Origin of the sequence: Kribbella turkmenica (genome assembly GCF_004348725.1) — a bacterium.
Taxonomy (GTDB): Bacteria; Actinomycetota; Actinomycetes; order Propionibacteriales; family Kribbellaceae; genus Kribbella; species Kribbella turkmenica.
On sequence record NZ_SMKR01000079.1, the window covers coordinates 16955 to 32576 of the forward strand.

12 protein-coding genes and 1 pseudogene are annotated in these 15622 nt (G+C 69.9%); 5 read left to right on the top strand and 8 right to left on the bottom strand.

Going from position 1 to position 15622, the window contains the following annotated elements; translation table 11 throughout:
• The first annotated feature begins 2 nt into the window (after positions 1–2).
• Positions 3–1562: an acyl-CoA synthetase gene (locus E1218_RS18945; RefSeq protein ID WP_132321939.1), complete on the top strand. Its 1560-nt coding sequence runs from the start codon at positions 3–5 to the stop codon at positions 1560–1562.
• A gap of 15 nt (positions 1563–1577) precedes the next feature.
• Here E1218_RS18945 and E1218_RS18950 read toward each other — a convergent pair whose 3' ends face one another.
• Complete coding sequence (locus tag E1218_RS18950) at positions 1578–2255, bottom strand: GOLPH3/VPS74 family protein (protein WP_132321941.1); 678 nt, start codon at positions 2253–2255, stop codon at positions 1578–1580.
• A gap of 141 nt (positions 2256–2396) precedes the next feature.
• On the opposite strand from E1218_RS18950, the gene E1218_RS36150 reads away from it, so the two are divergent.
• Positions 2397–2543, top strand: a complete 147-nt coding sequence (locus E1218_RS36150) for a hypothetical protein (protein ID WP_165949321.1) — start codon at positions 2397–2399, stop codon at positions 2541–2543.
• Between the two features lie 108 nt (positions 2544–2651).
• Complete coding sequence (locus E1218_RS18955; protein ID WP_233712318.1) at positions 2652–3485, top strand: SAM-dependent methyltransferase; 834 nt, start codon at positions 2652–2654, stop codon at positions 3483–3485.
• A gap of 214 nt (positions 3486–3699) precedes the next feature.
• On the opposite strand, the gene E1218_RS18960 is transcribed toward E1218_RS18955, so the two are convergent.
• The 5 genes from E1218_RS18960 to E1218_RS18980 form a co-directional block, all read right to left on the bottom strand.
• On the bottom strand, positions 3700–6930 hold the full coding sequence (locus tag E1218_RS18960; RefSeq protein WP_132321943.1) for an ATP-dependent DNA helicase: 3231 nt from the start codon (positions 6928–6930) through the stop codon (positions 3700–3702).
• Positions 6931–7093: 163 nt separating this feature from the next.
• Complete coding sequence (locus tag E1218_RS18965; protein WP_233712319.1) at positions 7094–10216, bottom strand: ATP-dependent helicase; 3123 nt, start codon at positions 10214–10216, stop codon at positions 7094–7096.
• A gap of 351 nt (positions 10217–10567) precedes the next feature.
• Positions 10568–10867 (bottom strand): MGMT family protein, encoded by a 300-nt coding sequence (locus E1218_RS18970; protein ID WP_132321945.1) that lies wholly within the window; start codon positions 10865–10867, stop codon positions 10568–10570.
• Between the two features lie 41 nt (positions 10868–10908).
• Complete coding sequence (locus E1218_RS18975) at positions 10909–11748, bottom strand: TIGR03560 family F420-dependent LLM class oxidoreductase (RefSeq protein ID WP_132321947.1); 840 nt, start codon at positions 11746–11748, stop codon at positions 10909–10911.
• 164 nt (positions 11749–11912) lie between these two features.
• Positions 11913–12179 (bottom strand): DUF2277 domain-containing protein, encoded by a 267-nt coding sequence (locus tag E1218_RS18980; RefSeq protein ID WP_132321949.1) that lies wholly within the window; start codon positions 12177–12179, stop codon positions 11913–11915.
• Between the two features lie 86 nt (positions 12180–12265).
• Here E1218_RS18980 and E1218_RS18985 point away from each other — a divergent pair, with 86 nt between their 5' ends.
• On the top strand, positions 12266–12907 hold the full coding sequence (locus E1218_RS18985) for a TetR/AcrR family transcriptional regulator (RefSeq protein ID WP_165949322.1): 642 nt from the start codon (positions 12266–12268) through the stop codon (positions 12905–12907).
• The gene (locus E1218_RS18990; RefSeq protein WP_132321953.1) at positions 12904–13689 is read left to right on the top strand and encodes a maleylpyruvate isomerase family mycothiol-dependent enzyme; all 786 of its coding nucleotides are present in this window, start codon (positions 12904–12906) and stop codon (positions 13687–13689) included. The genes E1218_RS18985 and E1218_RS18990 overlap by 4 nt, the downstream gene beginning before the upstream one ends.
• Positions 13690–13695: 6 nt before the next feature.
• Here the strand turns inward: E1218_RS18990 and moeZ are convergent, their stop codons facing one another.
• The gene (gene moeZ / locus E1218_RS18995; protein WP_132321955.1) at positions 13696–14898 is read right to left on the bottom strand and encodes an adenylyltransferase/sulfurtransferase MoeZ; all 1203 of its coding nucleotides are present in this window, start codon (positions 14896–14898) and stop codon (positions 13696–13698) included.
• A 166-nt stretch (positions 14899–15064) separates the two neighbouring features.
• A pseudogene (locus E1218_RS19000) lies at positions 15065–15622 on the bottom strand (Calx-beta domain-containing protein); the annotation flags it as partial.

The following is a 15622-nucleotide window of genomic DNA, read 5'->3' on the forward strand; positions in this document are numbered from 1 at the left end:
CAGTGCGACTGGTCGACTACCTGGACAAGGGAGCGTCGCTGGGTCCGGACGCACCGTGCCTGACCACCGACGGCGAGACCCTGTCGTACGCCGACGTCCAGGAACTGTCGTACCGGATCGCGGCCGGTCTCGCGGCGGCCGGCGTGCGGCCGGGCGGCAAGGTCGCGATCCTGTCGGCGAACGACCCGGTCGCCTTCGCCTGCGTGTTCGGGATCAGCCGGGCCGGTGCGGTCTGGTGCCCGGTCAACCCGCGCAACGAGGCGGCCGAGAACCGTGAGCTGCTCGACCAGTTCGACTGCGAGGTCTTGATCTACCAGGCGGCCTTCGGGCCGCTGGTGGATCGGATCCGGGACCGGCTGCCGAAGGTGCACACCTTCGTCTGCCTGGACCGGGATCCAGACTCCGGCCGACCCCCTCACCTCCACGGCCGGAGCGTCGGCTGGGACGCGTTCTGCGGGGGCGCGTCCCAGCCGGCACCCGATCTCACCGGTCCCGACGATCTGGCGTTGATCGTCGGTACCGGTGGGACCACGGGTCGCCCGAAGGGGGTGATGCTGACCGACGGCAACCTGGAGGCGATGACGGCGCTGACCCTGATGGGCTACCCGTTCGGCCAGCGGCCCGTCTACCTCGCGCTCGCGCCGCTGACGCACGCGGCCGGCGTGCTGTGCTTCCCGGTGCTCGCCTGCGGCGGCGAGATCGTCATCATGCGGACGCCGGACGTCCACGAGTTCCTCCGGCTGATCCCGCGGCACGGCGTGACGCACACGTTCCTGCCGCCGACGCTGATCTACATGGTGCTGGCGGCCGACGAGCTCGACCGCACCGACCTCTCCTCCCTGCGGTGCTTCTGGTACGGCGCCGCGCCGATGTCGGTGGCCCGGCTCGAGGAGGCGCTGCGCCGGATCGGCCCGGTGATGGCCCAGCTGTTCGGCCAGACCGAGGCGCCGATGATGATCTCGACCATGCCGCCGGCCGGCCATTTCGATGCCGATGGCAACATTGCCCGCGCCCGGCTGGCGTCGGCCGGACGGCCGTCGCCCCTGGTCACCACCGCGATCATGGCGCCGGACGGCTCGTTGCTGCCGCGCGGCGAACGCGGTGAGATCGTCGTCCGCGGCTCACTGGTGATGCGTGGGTACTACCGCGACCCGGAGGCGACCGCGGACGTGTCCCGGCACGGCTGGCACCACACCGGCGACATCGGCTACCTGGACGAGGACAACTACCTCTACATCGTCGACCGGGCCAAGGACATGATCATCACCGGCGGCTTCAACGTGTACTCGACCGAGGTCGAGCAGGCGCTGATGGCGCACGCGGCGGTCCGCGACTGCGCGGTGATCGGCCGGCCCGACGGCAAGTGGGGCGAACGGGTCGTGGCCGTGGTCCAGGAACAGCCCGGCTCCGAGGTCGATCCCGGTGAACTGATCGCGTTCGTCAAGGCACGGATCGGGAGCGTGAAGGCGCCCAAGGAGGTCCTGGTGTGGCCGGACCTCCCGCGGTCCAAGGTCGGCAAGGTCCTCAAGGCCGACATCAAGGCCCGCCTGGCAGCCGGCTAGGCGGGCCTGCCCGCGTCAGCTGCTCGTCGTCGCGGCGGTCGCGGAGACGACGACCGCCGTGGTGACGGCCGCCTGCATCTCGGCCACGGCCTTCTTCACCGCGTCCGCGGCCCAGTCCGACTCGGCGATCTCCTTGGCGCGCTGCTTCAGCGCCTTCTTGTCGACCGCGTCGGTGACGATCTTCGGCACGACGTTCAGCGAGCTCAGCAGCGCGATCAGCGCACCGGTCCGCTCGTTCGGCGTCGTCCCGACCTTCAGCACGCTCTCCAGCGCCGCCCGGAGGTCGGCCTCGTGCCGCGCGTCCTTGGCCGGCCAACGGGTGATCGGGAAGATGCCGAGCACCTTGTTCTCGTCCGCCTCGAGCAGACCGCGCTCGGCGAGCCGGGCGAGCAACTGCTCGCGCAACTTCTTCGACAGCCGGCCGAGCTGGTCCTTCGGCCGCTTGCCGGGCTTGTCGGCCACGTACGCCAGCCGCTCGTCCAGGATCGCGTCCCCGGTCGGGGTGGCGTCCAGCACTTTCAGGCGGCCGCGCTTGACCTCCTCACCCTCACCGGCCACGTCCAGCTTCCCGAGCAGGGTCAGCTCGATCAGCACCGCTCCGGCCAGCGCGTAGTCCAGCCCGGGCGATCCGGCGATCGGCTTCCCGCTCTCGTCGTCGTACAACAGCAGCAAGAGGTCTTCGGCGATCAACATGCCTCCAACGTAGGCAAGCGGGCGTCCGGCGCACATCAGCCGCGCGGGCTACCTCCGGTCTACGACTTCAGTAGTGGTGACCGACCCCACGTCCATGCCGAGGCAGATCAAGTACCGGCCGACGCGTTCGCGACGTACGACGTGTTCGCGCCGGCATTCGAGCTGCCCTGCCTGAACCGGCTGCAACTGAAGAACAACCAGCAGATGGTCGGCCTCACCGATCTCGCCGGCTCACTCCAGTACACCGGCCCGCTGGACAACCCGCTGGTCACGGAAGCCGTCGACTGACCGACCTTCGGATCGGGCAAAGGTCGCCCCCCGGGTTGGTCACGTACTGTCGCACATCGGTTACCATCGCTCTGCCGCGCAGAACAGCACCGGAGTAGGGAGTCAGCAGTGGCCGACAACGAAGTACCTGCCATGTACGAGCGACTCAAGCTGGACCGGCCGCACGGCGCCCGCGTCTACGACTACTTCCTCGGTGGCAAGGACAACTTCGAGGTCGACCGGCAGGCCGCCGAGCACCTCCTGCAGGCGTTCCCGGGCTTCCGTACGGCGGCGCTGTCGAACCGGATGTGGATGCACCGGTCCGCCCGGCACGTCGCCGAGCAGGGCGTCACCCAGTTCCTCGACATCGGCACCGGGATCCCGACCAGCCCGAACCTGCACGAGGTCGTCCAGGAGATCGTCCCCGAGGCGCGGGTGGTCTACGCGGACAACGACCCGATCGTGCTCGCCCACTCCCGGGCGCTGCTGAGCAGCAGGCCCGAGGGCAAGACGGCGTACCTCGAGGCCGACGTGACCGACCCGCAGTCGATCCTCGGCTCGGAGGAGGTCAAGGAGACGCTCGACCTGAGCAAGCCGGTCGCGCTCAGCCTGGTCGGCGTGTTCCACTACCTGCCGGACGCGCTGAAGCCGTACGACCTGGTCAAGCAACTGGTCGAGCCGCTCGCGTCCGGGTCGTACCTGATCTTTTCGCACTGCACCCCCGACTTCGCTCCGGAGCTGTGGGAGCGGGCGATCCAGGTCTACAAGGCCGACGGCGGTGACGCGCAGGTCCGCAGCAAGGACGAGGTCGCCCGGTTCTTCGACGGCCTCGAGCTGGTCGAGCCCGGCGTGTCCGCGCCGTTCCGCTGGCACCCGGACGACGAGACCAACAAGCTCGTCGAGAAGGGCGAGTTCACCGACGTCATGTGCAGCCTCTGGGTCGGCGTCGCCCGCAAGCCCTGATCCGATCGCTCCCCGCTGCGGACAACTCCCGCGGCGGTCCGGCGGTCTCGGCGAGCTGATGTGCGCCAGAGAAAGGCTGTCAGTGCTCGAACTCGTCGACGGAGCGTAGCTCGAGCGCGATGTGGTGGCCGGCGACAGTCTTCGACGCGACAATCCCGTTCCGGGGGCAGATCGTCGCGGCCGAACTGCTGCGGAAGCACTGAGCTCGTGAGCATCATCCGTTGAGGAGGGCTGCCAGCTGGTGTTTGCCAGGGAGGTTCTCGGGGCGGATGATGTCGCCGGTGCGGACGTAGTAGAAGGCCGCGGTGACCTGGGTGAGCGGGAGGTTCTGGAGCTCGGCCCAGGCGACCCGGTAGATGGCGAGCTGGAGGGGGTCGGCGGATTCGGAGCGGCTGGTTTTCCAGTCGACGACTTCGTAGCCGCGGGAGCCGTCGGGGCGAACGACCTGGTAGACGGCGTCGATCCGGCCGCGGACGACCCGGCCGGCGATCGCGAGGGCGAACGGCGCCTCGATCTCGTACGGCATGGTCTCGCCGAACGGGCCGGTGCGGAACGCGTCCATCAGCTCGGTCAGGTCGGTGTCGTCGACGATGTCCTCGTCCGCGGCGCCCGGCAGGTCGTCGGGGTCGAGCAGTAACTGTTGGCCGAAGTAGCTCTCCACCCAGGCGTGGAAGCGGGTGCCGAAGCGGGCCGCCCGGTTCGGCTTGCGCGGCATCGGGCGGGCCAGCTCGGAGGCGAGGCCGTCCGGGTCCTTCGCCAGCCGCATCACCTGGGTCGCGGACAACGCGGCCGGCAACTCCACGTCGTACGCCTTCCGGCTCCGGCTTTCCCGTGCCTCTGACAACAGTCTCTCGAGCTCGGAGTCCCAGCGGGCGACCGTCGCCTGCTCGTCCAGCAGCAGCGAGTCCTCCGCCTCCTGCGACGGCCCCTCCGCGCGCGCCTGCTGCACCAGCGCCACCGCGTCCAGTCGCCGCCGGTACGCCTCGGCGTCGTACGGCGCCGGCCACGGCGCCTGCGTCTGCTCGGCGAGCTCCGGATTCTCCTCGGTGAGCTCCGGCTGGTCGGCCCACGCCACCACCCGGTCGCCGGCGTGCTTCTTCAGCAGCGACAGGTACGACGACGGACCGCGAGGACGCTTCTGCGTCGGACCCCACCAGTGCCCGGACGCGACCAGGATCTCCTTCGCCCGGGTGAACGCGACGTACCCGAGCCGGCGTTCCTCCAGCGCGTTCACGTCCTTGCACTCGTCCGCGAACGCCTTCAAACCGGCGTTGGACAGGTCGTGGAAGTCCGGCAGCGTGTCGGCGTCGCCGCGCAACGGCCACGGCAGCACCTTCGCGTTCGTGGTCCACTTGTCCCGGCCGCGGTCGGACGGGAACACCTTGTTCACCAGCGTCGGCACGAAGACGATCGGCCACTCCAGTCCTTTGGACCGGTGCGTGGTCAGCAGCTTCACCGAGTCCGCCTCACTCGGTACGGCGAGATCGAGGCCGGCGGCGTACTCCTCCTCGGCCGCCAGGTACGCCAGCAGGCCGTCGAGCGAACCGTCCGACTCGGTGGACACGAAGTTGCCGACGGCGTCCAGGAACGCGGCCAGGTGGTCACGGCGGCCGGAGTCGACGTGGTCCGGGGTGGCGGTGAGCTCGACGTCGAGACCGATCGAGCTGATCACCCGGCGGACCAGCTCGAGCAGCGGCTCACCCGCATGGGCGCGCAGTTCGCGCAACTCGACCGACAGTTCCTTGAACCGGACCAGTGCCTCGGGCGAGTAGCCCCACGCGTCCGGGCCCGGGTCGTCGACCGCCTCGGCGAGCGAGATGACCTCGGTCGAGTCCATCCCCGCCACGGCCGCGTCCAGCGCGGCGACCAGGTCGTCGGCGGCCGGACGGTCATCGCCGTCGGCGAGCGCGCGGGCCCGGTTCGCCAGCAGCGCGAGGTCGCGGTGGCCGATCCGGTAGCGCGGGCCGGTGAGGATCCGGAGCATCGCCGCGTTGGCGGTCAGGTCGTTCACGGCTTGCAGGGTCGCGACGACGTCGACGACCTCGGGCAGCGCGAGGAGTCCGCCGAGGCCGACCACCTCGACCGGCACCTTGCGGGCGATCAGGGCCTCGTGGACCGCGCTGAGGTCGACATTGGTCCGCATCAGGATGCCGATGTCCTTCCACCGGCGGTTCGGCGTACGGTGCGCGGCCACGATCGCGTCGGCGACCCACTCGATCTCCTGCGACCGCGTCTCGAACAGGCCGACCGTGATCGCACCCTCGGGCGCGTTCTCGGGTGCTTCGAGCGGGATCACTCCGGGATGCTGCTCGTAGAGCTCGGCCGCGTGCTGGTTGGCGGCCGCGAGGATCCGGCTGCCGCAGCGGCGGTTGACGCTGAGCACGTACCGCTGAGCGGGCGTGCCGTCGGTCTGTGGAAAGTGCTCCGGGAACTCGTCCAGGTTGGCCACCGACGCGCCACGCCAGCCGTAGATCGCCTGACACGGATCGCCGACCGCGGTGACCGGATGACCGCGGTCCTCGGGACCGGCGAACAACGCGGTCAGCATCCGCCGCTGCGACACCGAGGTGTCCTGGTACTCGTCGAGCAGCACGACCTTGTACCGCGCCCGCTCGACGACCGCGACCTCCGGGCACTCCTCCGCCAGCCGCGCGCCGAGCGCCATCTGGTCCGCGAAGTCCACCACACCCCGCTCGGCCTTGTACGCCTGGTACTCCTCGGCCAGTTGCAGGATCTCGCCACGTTTGAGCGTCGTCTCCGCGAGCTTGCGGACCTCGACCGTCTGCTTCCGCGCGGCCGCGACCTCACGTCGTACCGCCTCGTCGTGCTCACGTACGTCGTCCGCCCGGAGGAGGTGGTCGGCGAGCTCACCGTCGAGCGCGAGCAGGCTGTTGACCAGCGTCGGCACGTGGTGCGAGGCGAACCGGATCGGACCGGCCGACCGCCGGACGACGCGACCGGCGAGCTGGAACCTGGTCGCGTCGGCGAGCACGCGGGCGTCCGGCTCGAGACCGAGGCGCAGCCCGTGCTCGGCGATCAGCGTGCCGGCGAACGCGTGGTACGTCGAGACCACCGGCTCGCCGGGCTCCTCGGGCTCCCAGTTCGGGATGTTGCTGCGCAGGTGGGCCGCGAGGATCGGGTGCTGGTCCTTCGGCAGCGTCGATCCGAGCACGCCGGCCTTGGTCAGGTCGTCCCGGATCCGGACGTCGAGCTCGTTGGCCGCCTTCTTGGTGAACGTCAGCCCGAGCACTTCCTCCGGCTTCACCTGCCCGGTGCAGATCAGCCACACCACCCGGGCCGCCATCGCCGTCGTCTTCCCGGACCCGGCGCCCGCCACGATCACGCCGGGCGCCAACGGAGCCGTGATCGCCGCCAACTGCTGATCACTGAACGGAATCCCCAGCAGATCACACAGATCCGCCGTGGAACTGAGCTGCACGTGCATCAGCAGGACTCCTCTCCGACAGACGAACCGTGGGGACCTGAGACAGGAACCCGGAGGCTGGGACTGGTTATTTCAGGTCTCAGGCCCCCAGAAGGTGTCTCCGGTCCCGGCAACTGTCCCGGCGCTGTCCGTCGGACCAGCGCACCTCCCCGAGCGATCCGCATCAGACGATCTCCCGGCCTTCGGGCTGGATCGGGCAGAGCGGACGGGCTTCGCAGCGGCTGCAGCCGTCGTTCCGCTTGGCGACGAACTCCTCGGAGCGAACCATCGCCTCGGCGTCCTCGACGGCCTCGTCCAGCCAGGTGCGGCCGTCGTCGTCGGACTCCAGCGGCCCCTGGTGCTGGACCTTGGGGAACCCGCTGTCGTCGTGCCGGAGCTGGACCAGCTCGGCGCCGCCGGGCACCGGGTCCTCGCCGAGCTCCTTCAGCTGCCGGGACGCGATCGCCCGCTGGTAGATCGCGAGCTGGACGTGCCGCTCGAGCGCGGGCTTGGTCGGCATCGAGCGCCCGGTCTTCAGGTCGACCACCCGGATGGCGCCTTCGGAATCCTGCTCGATCCGGTCCATCCGGCCCTTGACCCGGACCGCGGGTTTCTCGGTGTCCGGCAGCAGGACGTCGAAGTCGACCTCGGTCCCGACCAGCCGGCGGTCCGGGCGGCCCTGGTGCCACGCGACGAACCGCCGCAACGCCTGCTCCGCCTCGACCCGCTCCCGGTCCGAGATCCAGGTCGACTCGAACTCCAGTTGGGTCCACACCTTGTCGAGCCAGCCGTTCAGCTCGTCCACGTCCGGCGGCAGCGTCCCGGTCGCCACCGCGTCCGCGAGCGTGTGCAGCACCATGCCGAACCCGATGGCCGACGTACTGGGTGTCTCGCCACCCGCCCGCCGCTGCAGGAACCAGCGCAGCGGACAGTCCACGATCGTCGTCAGTGCACTTCCGGACAACGGCACCGGCAGCTCCGGGTCCGCGATCGGCCGCTCCGAGCGGGTCCGCTCCCGCACACCCCACCAGCGCTCCGGATTCGCCGTCGGCACGAGCGCCTGCTCACGGTCGTCCACTGCGTCCGCCAACTGCGCCAGCCGATCGGCGGCGACTCGCTTGAGCGCCGGCGACGACGCCGGATCCGCCAGCACGCACCGCAGATCCGCGACCAGGCCGTGCAGCGACAACGGCCGCCGCGGCCGCCCGGCGACCAGCTTCAACGGAATGTCCAGCTCGGCCAGCAGTCGCGACGGTTGATCCCCGTCCGCCTCCGGCGCCTGCACGGCGGTCACGATCAACCGCTCCCGAGCCCGGGTGATCGAGACGTAGAACAGGCGACGCTCCTCCGCCAGCAACGCACCGGCCGACAACGGGTCGACCAGGCCGTCCGGGCCGAGCCGGTCCGGCTCGAGCAGCGACCCACGCCGCCGGAGATTTGGCCACTGCCCCTCCTGCACACTCGCCACCACCACGAGCCGCCACTGCAAGCCCTTCGACCGGTGCGCCGTCATCAGCTGTACGCCGGCCTCGCGATAGGTTCCGTCGAACCGGTGGTCGGCCGCGATGTCCAGCGACTCGAGCTCGGACAGGAACGCGGACACCCCCTTGAACCCGACCTGCTCCTCGGCCCGGCCAGCCGCGTCGAACAAGGCACACAACGAGTCCAGGTCCCGATTCGCGGCGCGGGCCGGCTCGCCGCCGGAGTTCGCCTGGCCGCGGAGCCGGCGCCGCCACGGCGAGTCCGACCACAGCGACCACATCACCTCGTCCGGCGCCGCGCCCGCGGTCACGATATTCCTTGCCTTCAGCAACCGTTCGCCGAGGGCCGCGAACCGGGCCTCGGCCGGCGACGCCTGCTCGTCGAGCAGCAACGGGTTCATCAGCGCGTCCCGCAACAGCTCGTCCGACGACCGCGGCAGCCGCTGACCACCCGCCGCCTCGCGATCGCGTCGCCGCAGCACCCGTGCCAGCCGCCGCAACTGCCCGGCGTCCATCGCGCCCAACGGCGACAACGCCAGCGCCCGGACGACGTCGACCGTCAGCGTCGCCGGATCCGCGACCGCCCGCAGCGCCAGCAGCATCGGCCGCAGGGCGGGCTCGCGGGACAATGGGAGCTCGTCACCGGCGACATCGACCGGAATGCCCGCGGCGGCCAGCGCCCGTCGCAGCGGCGGGATCGACCGGCTGCCGGACCGCACCAGCACGGCCATCTCGTGCCAGCCGACGCCGTCCTGGACATGTGCGCGCCGGAGCAGGTCCGCGATGTGCTCCAGCTCGGCGCCGCCGGTCGAGTACAAGTTCGCCTCGACCTTGCCGGGACCGTAGACACAGCCGCTCGCGTCCGGGTTGCGGAAACGCTCGAAAGTCTCGCGGTCCAGCGTGCCCGGCACCCCGAGCCGGTTGACGACGTTGCGGGAGACGCGCTGGAGCGTCGTACCGAAGCGGCGGGTCGTGCCCAGCGCGATCTGCGCCGCCTCGGCGCCGTCCGCCGTCCGGAACTCGTCGGTGAAGCGGAGCAGACCGCGGACGTCCGCGCCACGGAACGTGTAGATCGACTGGTCCGGGTCGCCGACCACGACCAGGTCGCCGCCGTCGCCCGCGATCGCCTGCAGCAACTGAATCTGACCGGGATCGGTGTCCTGGTACTCGTCGACGAAGACGGCTTTGAACTCCGCCCGCAGCTTGGCCCGCACCTGTGGCTGCTGGGCCAGGATGACCGCGCGGTGGATCAGCTCGGAGTAGTCCAGCACCTGCTCGTGGTCGAGGATCTGCAGGTACTCCTCGAAGAAGTCACCGACGGCGACCCACTCGGCCCGGTCCGCCGACCGCCCGATCGCGGACAGGTCCTCCGGGTCGAGCCCGAGTTGCCGCGCCTTGCCGATGACGGCCTGGACCTCGTCGGTGAATCCGCGCGTCGTCAGCGCCGGATGCAGGCTGCTCGGCCAGTGCACCGCGCCGACTTCGCGACTGCCGGACAGCGCCTCGGTCAACCGCAGCGACTGCTCCGGCCCGGACGGCAACCGCAGTGGTACGTCGAACGCGTCGGCCGGCGTGAAGCGTCGCAGCAACGCGTAGCAGAACGAGTGAAAAGTCATCGACGGCATCACCCGGGTCGTCCGACCGAGCCGGCCGGTGATGCGGTCCCGCAACTCGGTCGCCGCCTTGCGGCCGAACGTCAGCACGAGCACCTGGTCGGGACTCAGCCCGCGGTTGCGCACCCGGTCGACGACCGCCTCGACCAGGGTGGTCGTCTTGCCCGTTCCGGGCCCCGCCAGCACCAGCAGCGGGCCGCCGGGATGATCCACGACGGCCTGCTGATCGGCATCCAGAACAGGAGCTTCGGCGCTGCGCCCCTCCGCCCGGACCAACCGGTAGCGCGCCGGATTCCGGGACCCCTGTCTGCTGACCACCGCCACATCCCATCAGAGCCCGCCGACAATCCCGACCGCCCACTCCGCGCACCCGCTGCGGTAGCCGGAAAGCGGACACGGACCGGTCGATCGCACGGCAACTTTCCGCGCTCGCCGGGCATCATCCTCTTCGACGGACTCGTCGTCCGAAGACGCGCCCGGGCCGGTCTCCTCAACGACCGGCTCCGGCAGCGATCACCGGTGGTGCGGGGGTTCGGGGCGGGATCGCCGCACCGCCGGTGTACCTCAGTGTTCGGCCGGGTCCCAGCGGTTGCGGCGAAGGTCGACCCGGCCGTTGGTGACGCGGACGCCGTCCGAGCGGAGCCGGTGCAACTGCTCGTCGCCGACCTCGTCGGCCGGCACTCCGCTGGCCCGGATCACCCGCCACCACGGCACGCTCGCGCCGTACTCGCGCATGATCGCACCGACCTGCCGTGGGCCGCCCTGACCGACGTACTCGGCGATGTCGCCGTACGTCGCGACGCTGCCCGGCGGGATCGACTCCACAGCGCGCAGCACCGCCTCGACGTACGCCTCCCTGTCCACGAGGCCCAACCTAGCGGTCGGCAACGACAATCCGGGGACAGTCAGGCGAGTGGTGCCAGTGCCTTCGCGAGCGGTTCGACGACCGACGGCGGGGCGTCGAGCGGGAGGTTCATCACGACCAGGTCGACGCCGGCCTCGCCGTATGCCGCCGCGGCCGCGACCGCCGCGGCGAGGGGCTGGTCGGGCTCGATCCGGACGTTCACCGAGCAGGTGATCTCGCCGACGTCGCGGCCGACGTCGGCACAGTGCTGGACAAGGATGTCCTTAAGCGGCTTCCACTCCTCCGGACCCGGCACGATCACGTTCCAGTGCTGGGCCCAGCGGGCGACCGCGCGCAGCGTCCGCTTGGGGCCTTTGCCGCCGATGGTGATCGGCGGGTGCGGGGTCTGCACGGCCTTCGGCTCGCAGTACGCGTCGGTGAGCTTGACGTAGGTGCCGTCGAAGTTCGCGACCTTCTCGGTGAGCAGCGCGATCATCGCCTGCACACCCTCGTCGAACCGGTCGAAGCGCTCCTTCAGCGGATACAGCTCGATGCCGTAGGCAGCCGTCTCCATCTCGTTCCAGCCGGCACCGACACCGAGCTCGAGCCGGCCGTTCGAGATGATGTCGGTGGTCGCGGCCATGTTCGCCAGTACGGCGGGATGCCGGTAGACCATCCCGGTCACCTGGCAGCCGACCCGGATCCGCCGGGTCGCCTGCGCCAGCGCGGCCAGCGTCGTCCAGGCCTCGAGGTTCGGCCCGGCCATGTCGCCGCTCAGCGGGTAGAAGTGGTCCCAGTGCCAGGCGGACTCGAAGATCTCGAAGTCGTCCGCGGCGATCCACACGTCCCGCAGCTGCTGCCAAGTGGTGTGCTCCGGCCTGGTCTTGATCGCGAACCGCATCCCGACCTCCTCGGTCGTGTCTGGTCATTCCGCGCCGTGGCGAACAGGTGCCGGGTGCCGCACAGTAGGCGGGGAACTGCCGGACACGGCCAAGTCACCGTTTCGCACCGGCGACCCTACCGCGCGGACCGCGGTGTTCGGGGGTCGTGTGCGGAGACGTGCCCTCAGTCCAGGCCGAGGCGCGCGCGCACCTCGGGGCGGCGCAGCGGCGGCACGGTCTGCGGCGGATTGCGGCGCTCCGGCATCTCGGCCAGCAACTGCTCGGTGATCCGGGCGACCTCGGCGGCGGCCCGCTCGATCGGCGCGCGGGTGGTCGAGCTCAGCGAGCCCACCCCGGTCACCTTGCGCACGTACTGCAACGCCGCCGCGTAGATCTCCTCAGAGGTCGCGGCCGGCTCGAGTCCACGGAGAACGGTGATGTTTCTGCACATGTCCCGACCCTACGTGGCACAACGGACAACCGATCGAAACCTACGAGGTATTGACTTACCTAATGGCCTTAGGTTTCCCTCAACCTATGAGCACTGCTGGACTGGACCGGAGGACGCGTCGCCGCCAGGAGACCATCGAAGAGATCCTGGGAGTCGCCATCGAACTGATGGAGACCGACGGCGTGGCGGCGCTCAGCCTGTCCGCGGTCGCCCGGCGGCTCGGCATGCAGCCGCCGTCGCTGTACCAGTACTTCCCGTCGAAGATGGCGATCTACGACGCGCTCTTCCAGCGCGGTCACGAGCTCTTGCGCGACGAGTGCCGGGCCGCGTACGCCGCGGCGGACGCCGACGACCCGCTCGGGGCCGGACTGATCACGGCGACCGCCTTCTGCCGCTGGTGTCTCGGGCACCAGGTGTACTCCCAGTTGCTGTTCTGGCGGACGGTTCCCGGCTTCGAGCCGAGCCCGGAAGCCTTCGCACCGGCGATCGACTCCATGCAGGACCTGCGGGACATCCTGCGAACCCAGGTGGACGCCGGGCATCTGCACCCGGACGCGGCCAGTGACGAGGGCGCTGCCCTCTACAGCTCACTGATCGCCGGGCTGCTCTCGCAGCAGATCGCGAACGAGCCGGACGCGTCCTTCGAGGACGGACGGTTCATCCGGCTGCTGCCCGTCGTGCTCGAGATGTTCTACCAGCGCTACACACCGAACCAGGGGGAATCATGACCGCAGTACTCGCGGGGGAGATCGGCCGGGCCGGCCGGGAACGCTGCCGGGTGCACCGGGACGCGGAGCTCCAGGCATGGCACGACCTGCTCGCGTCGATCGAGGGGGAGGAATGGCATCGCCGGACGGTCTGCGACGAATGGGACGTCGCGGACATCGTCGGGCACCTGATCGGCCAGGCCGAGGACGTGATCAAGCCGTGGTCGTTCCCGCGCCGGTCCCGGAAGGCGAAGCGGGTCTATCCGGACAAGCCGCGGTTCGACGCGCACATGATGGTGCAGGCCGACGAGCACCGCGGGACGCCGCCGGCCGAGCTGCGGGTCTTGTTCGACCGGGTCTGGGGGAAGGCGACCCGGACGGTCTCGCGCAACCCCGAACTGATCCGGCGGGTCAGCATGGAGGTCGAGGAGTTCGACGTCCGGATGGCGCTCGGCTACGTCCAGGACATCCTGCTGGCCCGGGACCTGTGGATGCATCGCGACGACGTCTGCCAGGCGCTCGGACGCGCGTTCGACCCCGGCCCGCATGCGGAGGAGCTGATCGCCCAGGTGATGTACGACGTGGCCGACGGACCGTTCTGGGGCGAGCGACCGGCCGTTGTGCTGGAGCTCACCGGAACGGGCGGCGGGACCTACCGGCTCGGGAGGGACGAGCCGGTAGGCCACGCCGCCGTGGACGCGGTCGGCTACATGCGGACCCTGTCGGGCCGAGACGACAACCCGGCGGTGTCCGGCGACCCGGTGGCCGTTCAAGCGGTCACAAGCTGCCGCATGCCGTTCTGAGGGCGCTCAGTACGCCGGCTGGCTCGGGTCGATCTGGTCGACCCAGGCCACCACCCCGCCGCCGACGTGGACGGCGTCCGAGAAGCCTGCGCCCTTGGCGATCGCGAGCACTTCGGCCGAGCGCACGCCGGACTTGCAGTGGAACACCAGCTGCTTGTCCTGCGGCAGCTTCTCCAGCGCGACACCGGTCTGGAAGTCGGCCTTCGGGATCAGCACCGAGCCAGGGATCCGGTTGATCTCGTACTCGTTCGGCTCCCGGACGTCGATCAGCACGAAGTCCTTCTCGCCGTTGTCCTTCAGCTTGATCCACTCGCTGAGCTGCTTCACCGAGATGGTCGAGCCGACGGCCGCGTCGGCCGCCTCCTCGGTCAGCGCGCCGCAGAAGCTCTCGTAGTCGATCAGCTCGGTGACAGTCGGGTTCTCGCCGCAGATGGCGCAGTTCGGGTCCTTGCGGACCTTGAGGGTGCGCCAGTTCAGGTCGAGCGCCTCGTAGATGTTCAGCCGGCCCAGCGACGGGTCGCCGATGCCGGTGAGCAGCTTGATCGCCTCGGTCACCTGCGCGGCGCCGACGGACGCACACAGCACGCCCAGGACGCCGCCCTCGGCGCAGGACGGGACCATGCCGGGCGGCGGCGGCTCGGGGTAGAGGCAGCGATAACAAGGCGCCGTGCCCTCGTATGCTGCAGGCCAGAACACGCTGACCTGGCCGTCGAAGCGGAAGATCGAGCCCCAGACGTACGGCTTGCCGAGCAGCACCGCGGCGTCGTTCACCAGGTACCGGGTGGCGAAGTTGTCGGTGCCGTCGACGATCAGGTCGTACTGCTCGAAGATCTGGAACACGTTGTCGTTGTCGAGGCGTTCCTCGTGCAGCACGACGTTCGTGTACGGGTTGGCCTCGAGGATCGACTCCTTGGCCGACTGGGCCTTGGACTTCCCGATGTCGGACTGGCCGTGGATGATCTGGCGTTGCAGGTTCGACTCGTCGACGGTGTCGAACTCGACGATGCCGAGGGTGCCGACCCCGGCCGCGGCCAGGTAGAGCAGCGCCGGACTGCCCAGGCCGCCGGCGCCGATCACCAGCACCTTGGAGTTCTTCAGCCGCTTCTGCCCGGCCATCCCGACCTCGGGGATGATCAGGTGCCGCGAGTACCGGCGAACCTCGTCGATGGTGAGCTCGTCGGCCGGTTCGACCAGCGGTGGCAGTGACACGTGTCGGCTCCTCGTGAACGATGTCGGACAGACTCTCTGCGTTTTCAACCATCCGTCCCTCCCCCATGTTCCCGCACAACCCCAGCCCGCCCTGCCGATGTCCGCATCCCGGGACCACCGTCTCACTACTGGGTGCGCCGGGGCGCCCTACCCGGCGCACGTTCGTTCAGCCGGCGGGATCGTCGTCGAGGATCAGGCCGTGGCCGAAGGAGTGGTTCAGCAGGCCCTCACGTGGGGCGGACAGGACCAGGTTGAACGGTAGGTCGTAACTGTCCTGGGTGTTGCCGGTGACCGGAACGCTGACCTGCTGGCGTACCTGTCCCGGCTTGAATACCAACCGCCGGGTGACGTCACCCAGGACGGTCCCCAGCTCACCGCTCGTCTCGGCGTACACACTGACCGGGCGGATGCTCGGCCGGGACAGCGTCACCCAGAAGTCCATCGACTTCGTGCCCTTGTCCCCCTCCCTGATCGTTACGCTCGAGGCGGACAACTGCGGCAGCAACCGGGCAGGAGCCGACAGCCCCACGCCAGGCGACGAGAACACGACATCACTCACGTACGCCGACCCCCGTGCGACCCGGTCGGTCAGCAACTCGACCGCACGCACATCACGCAGGTCCACTCCCTTCAGCGACCCCAACGGGATGCGCACTGTCCGCAACAGGTTCTTCGGCAGCCCACTGTCGTTACGCCCCGGCATCCTTACCAATGCGTCACTGAC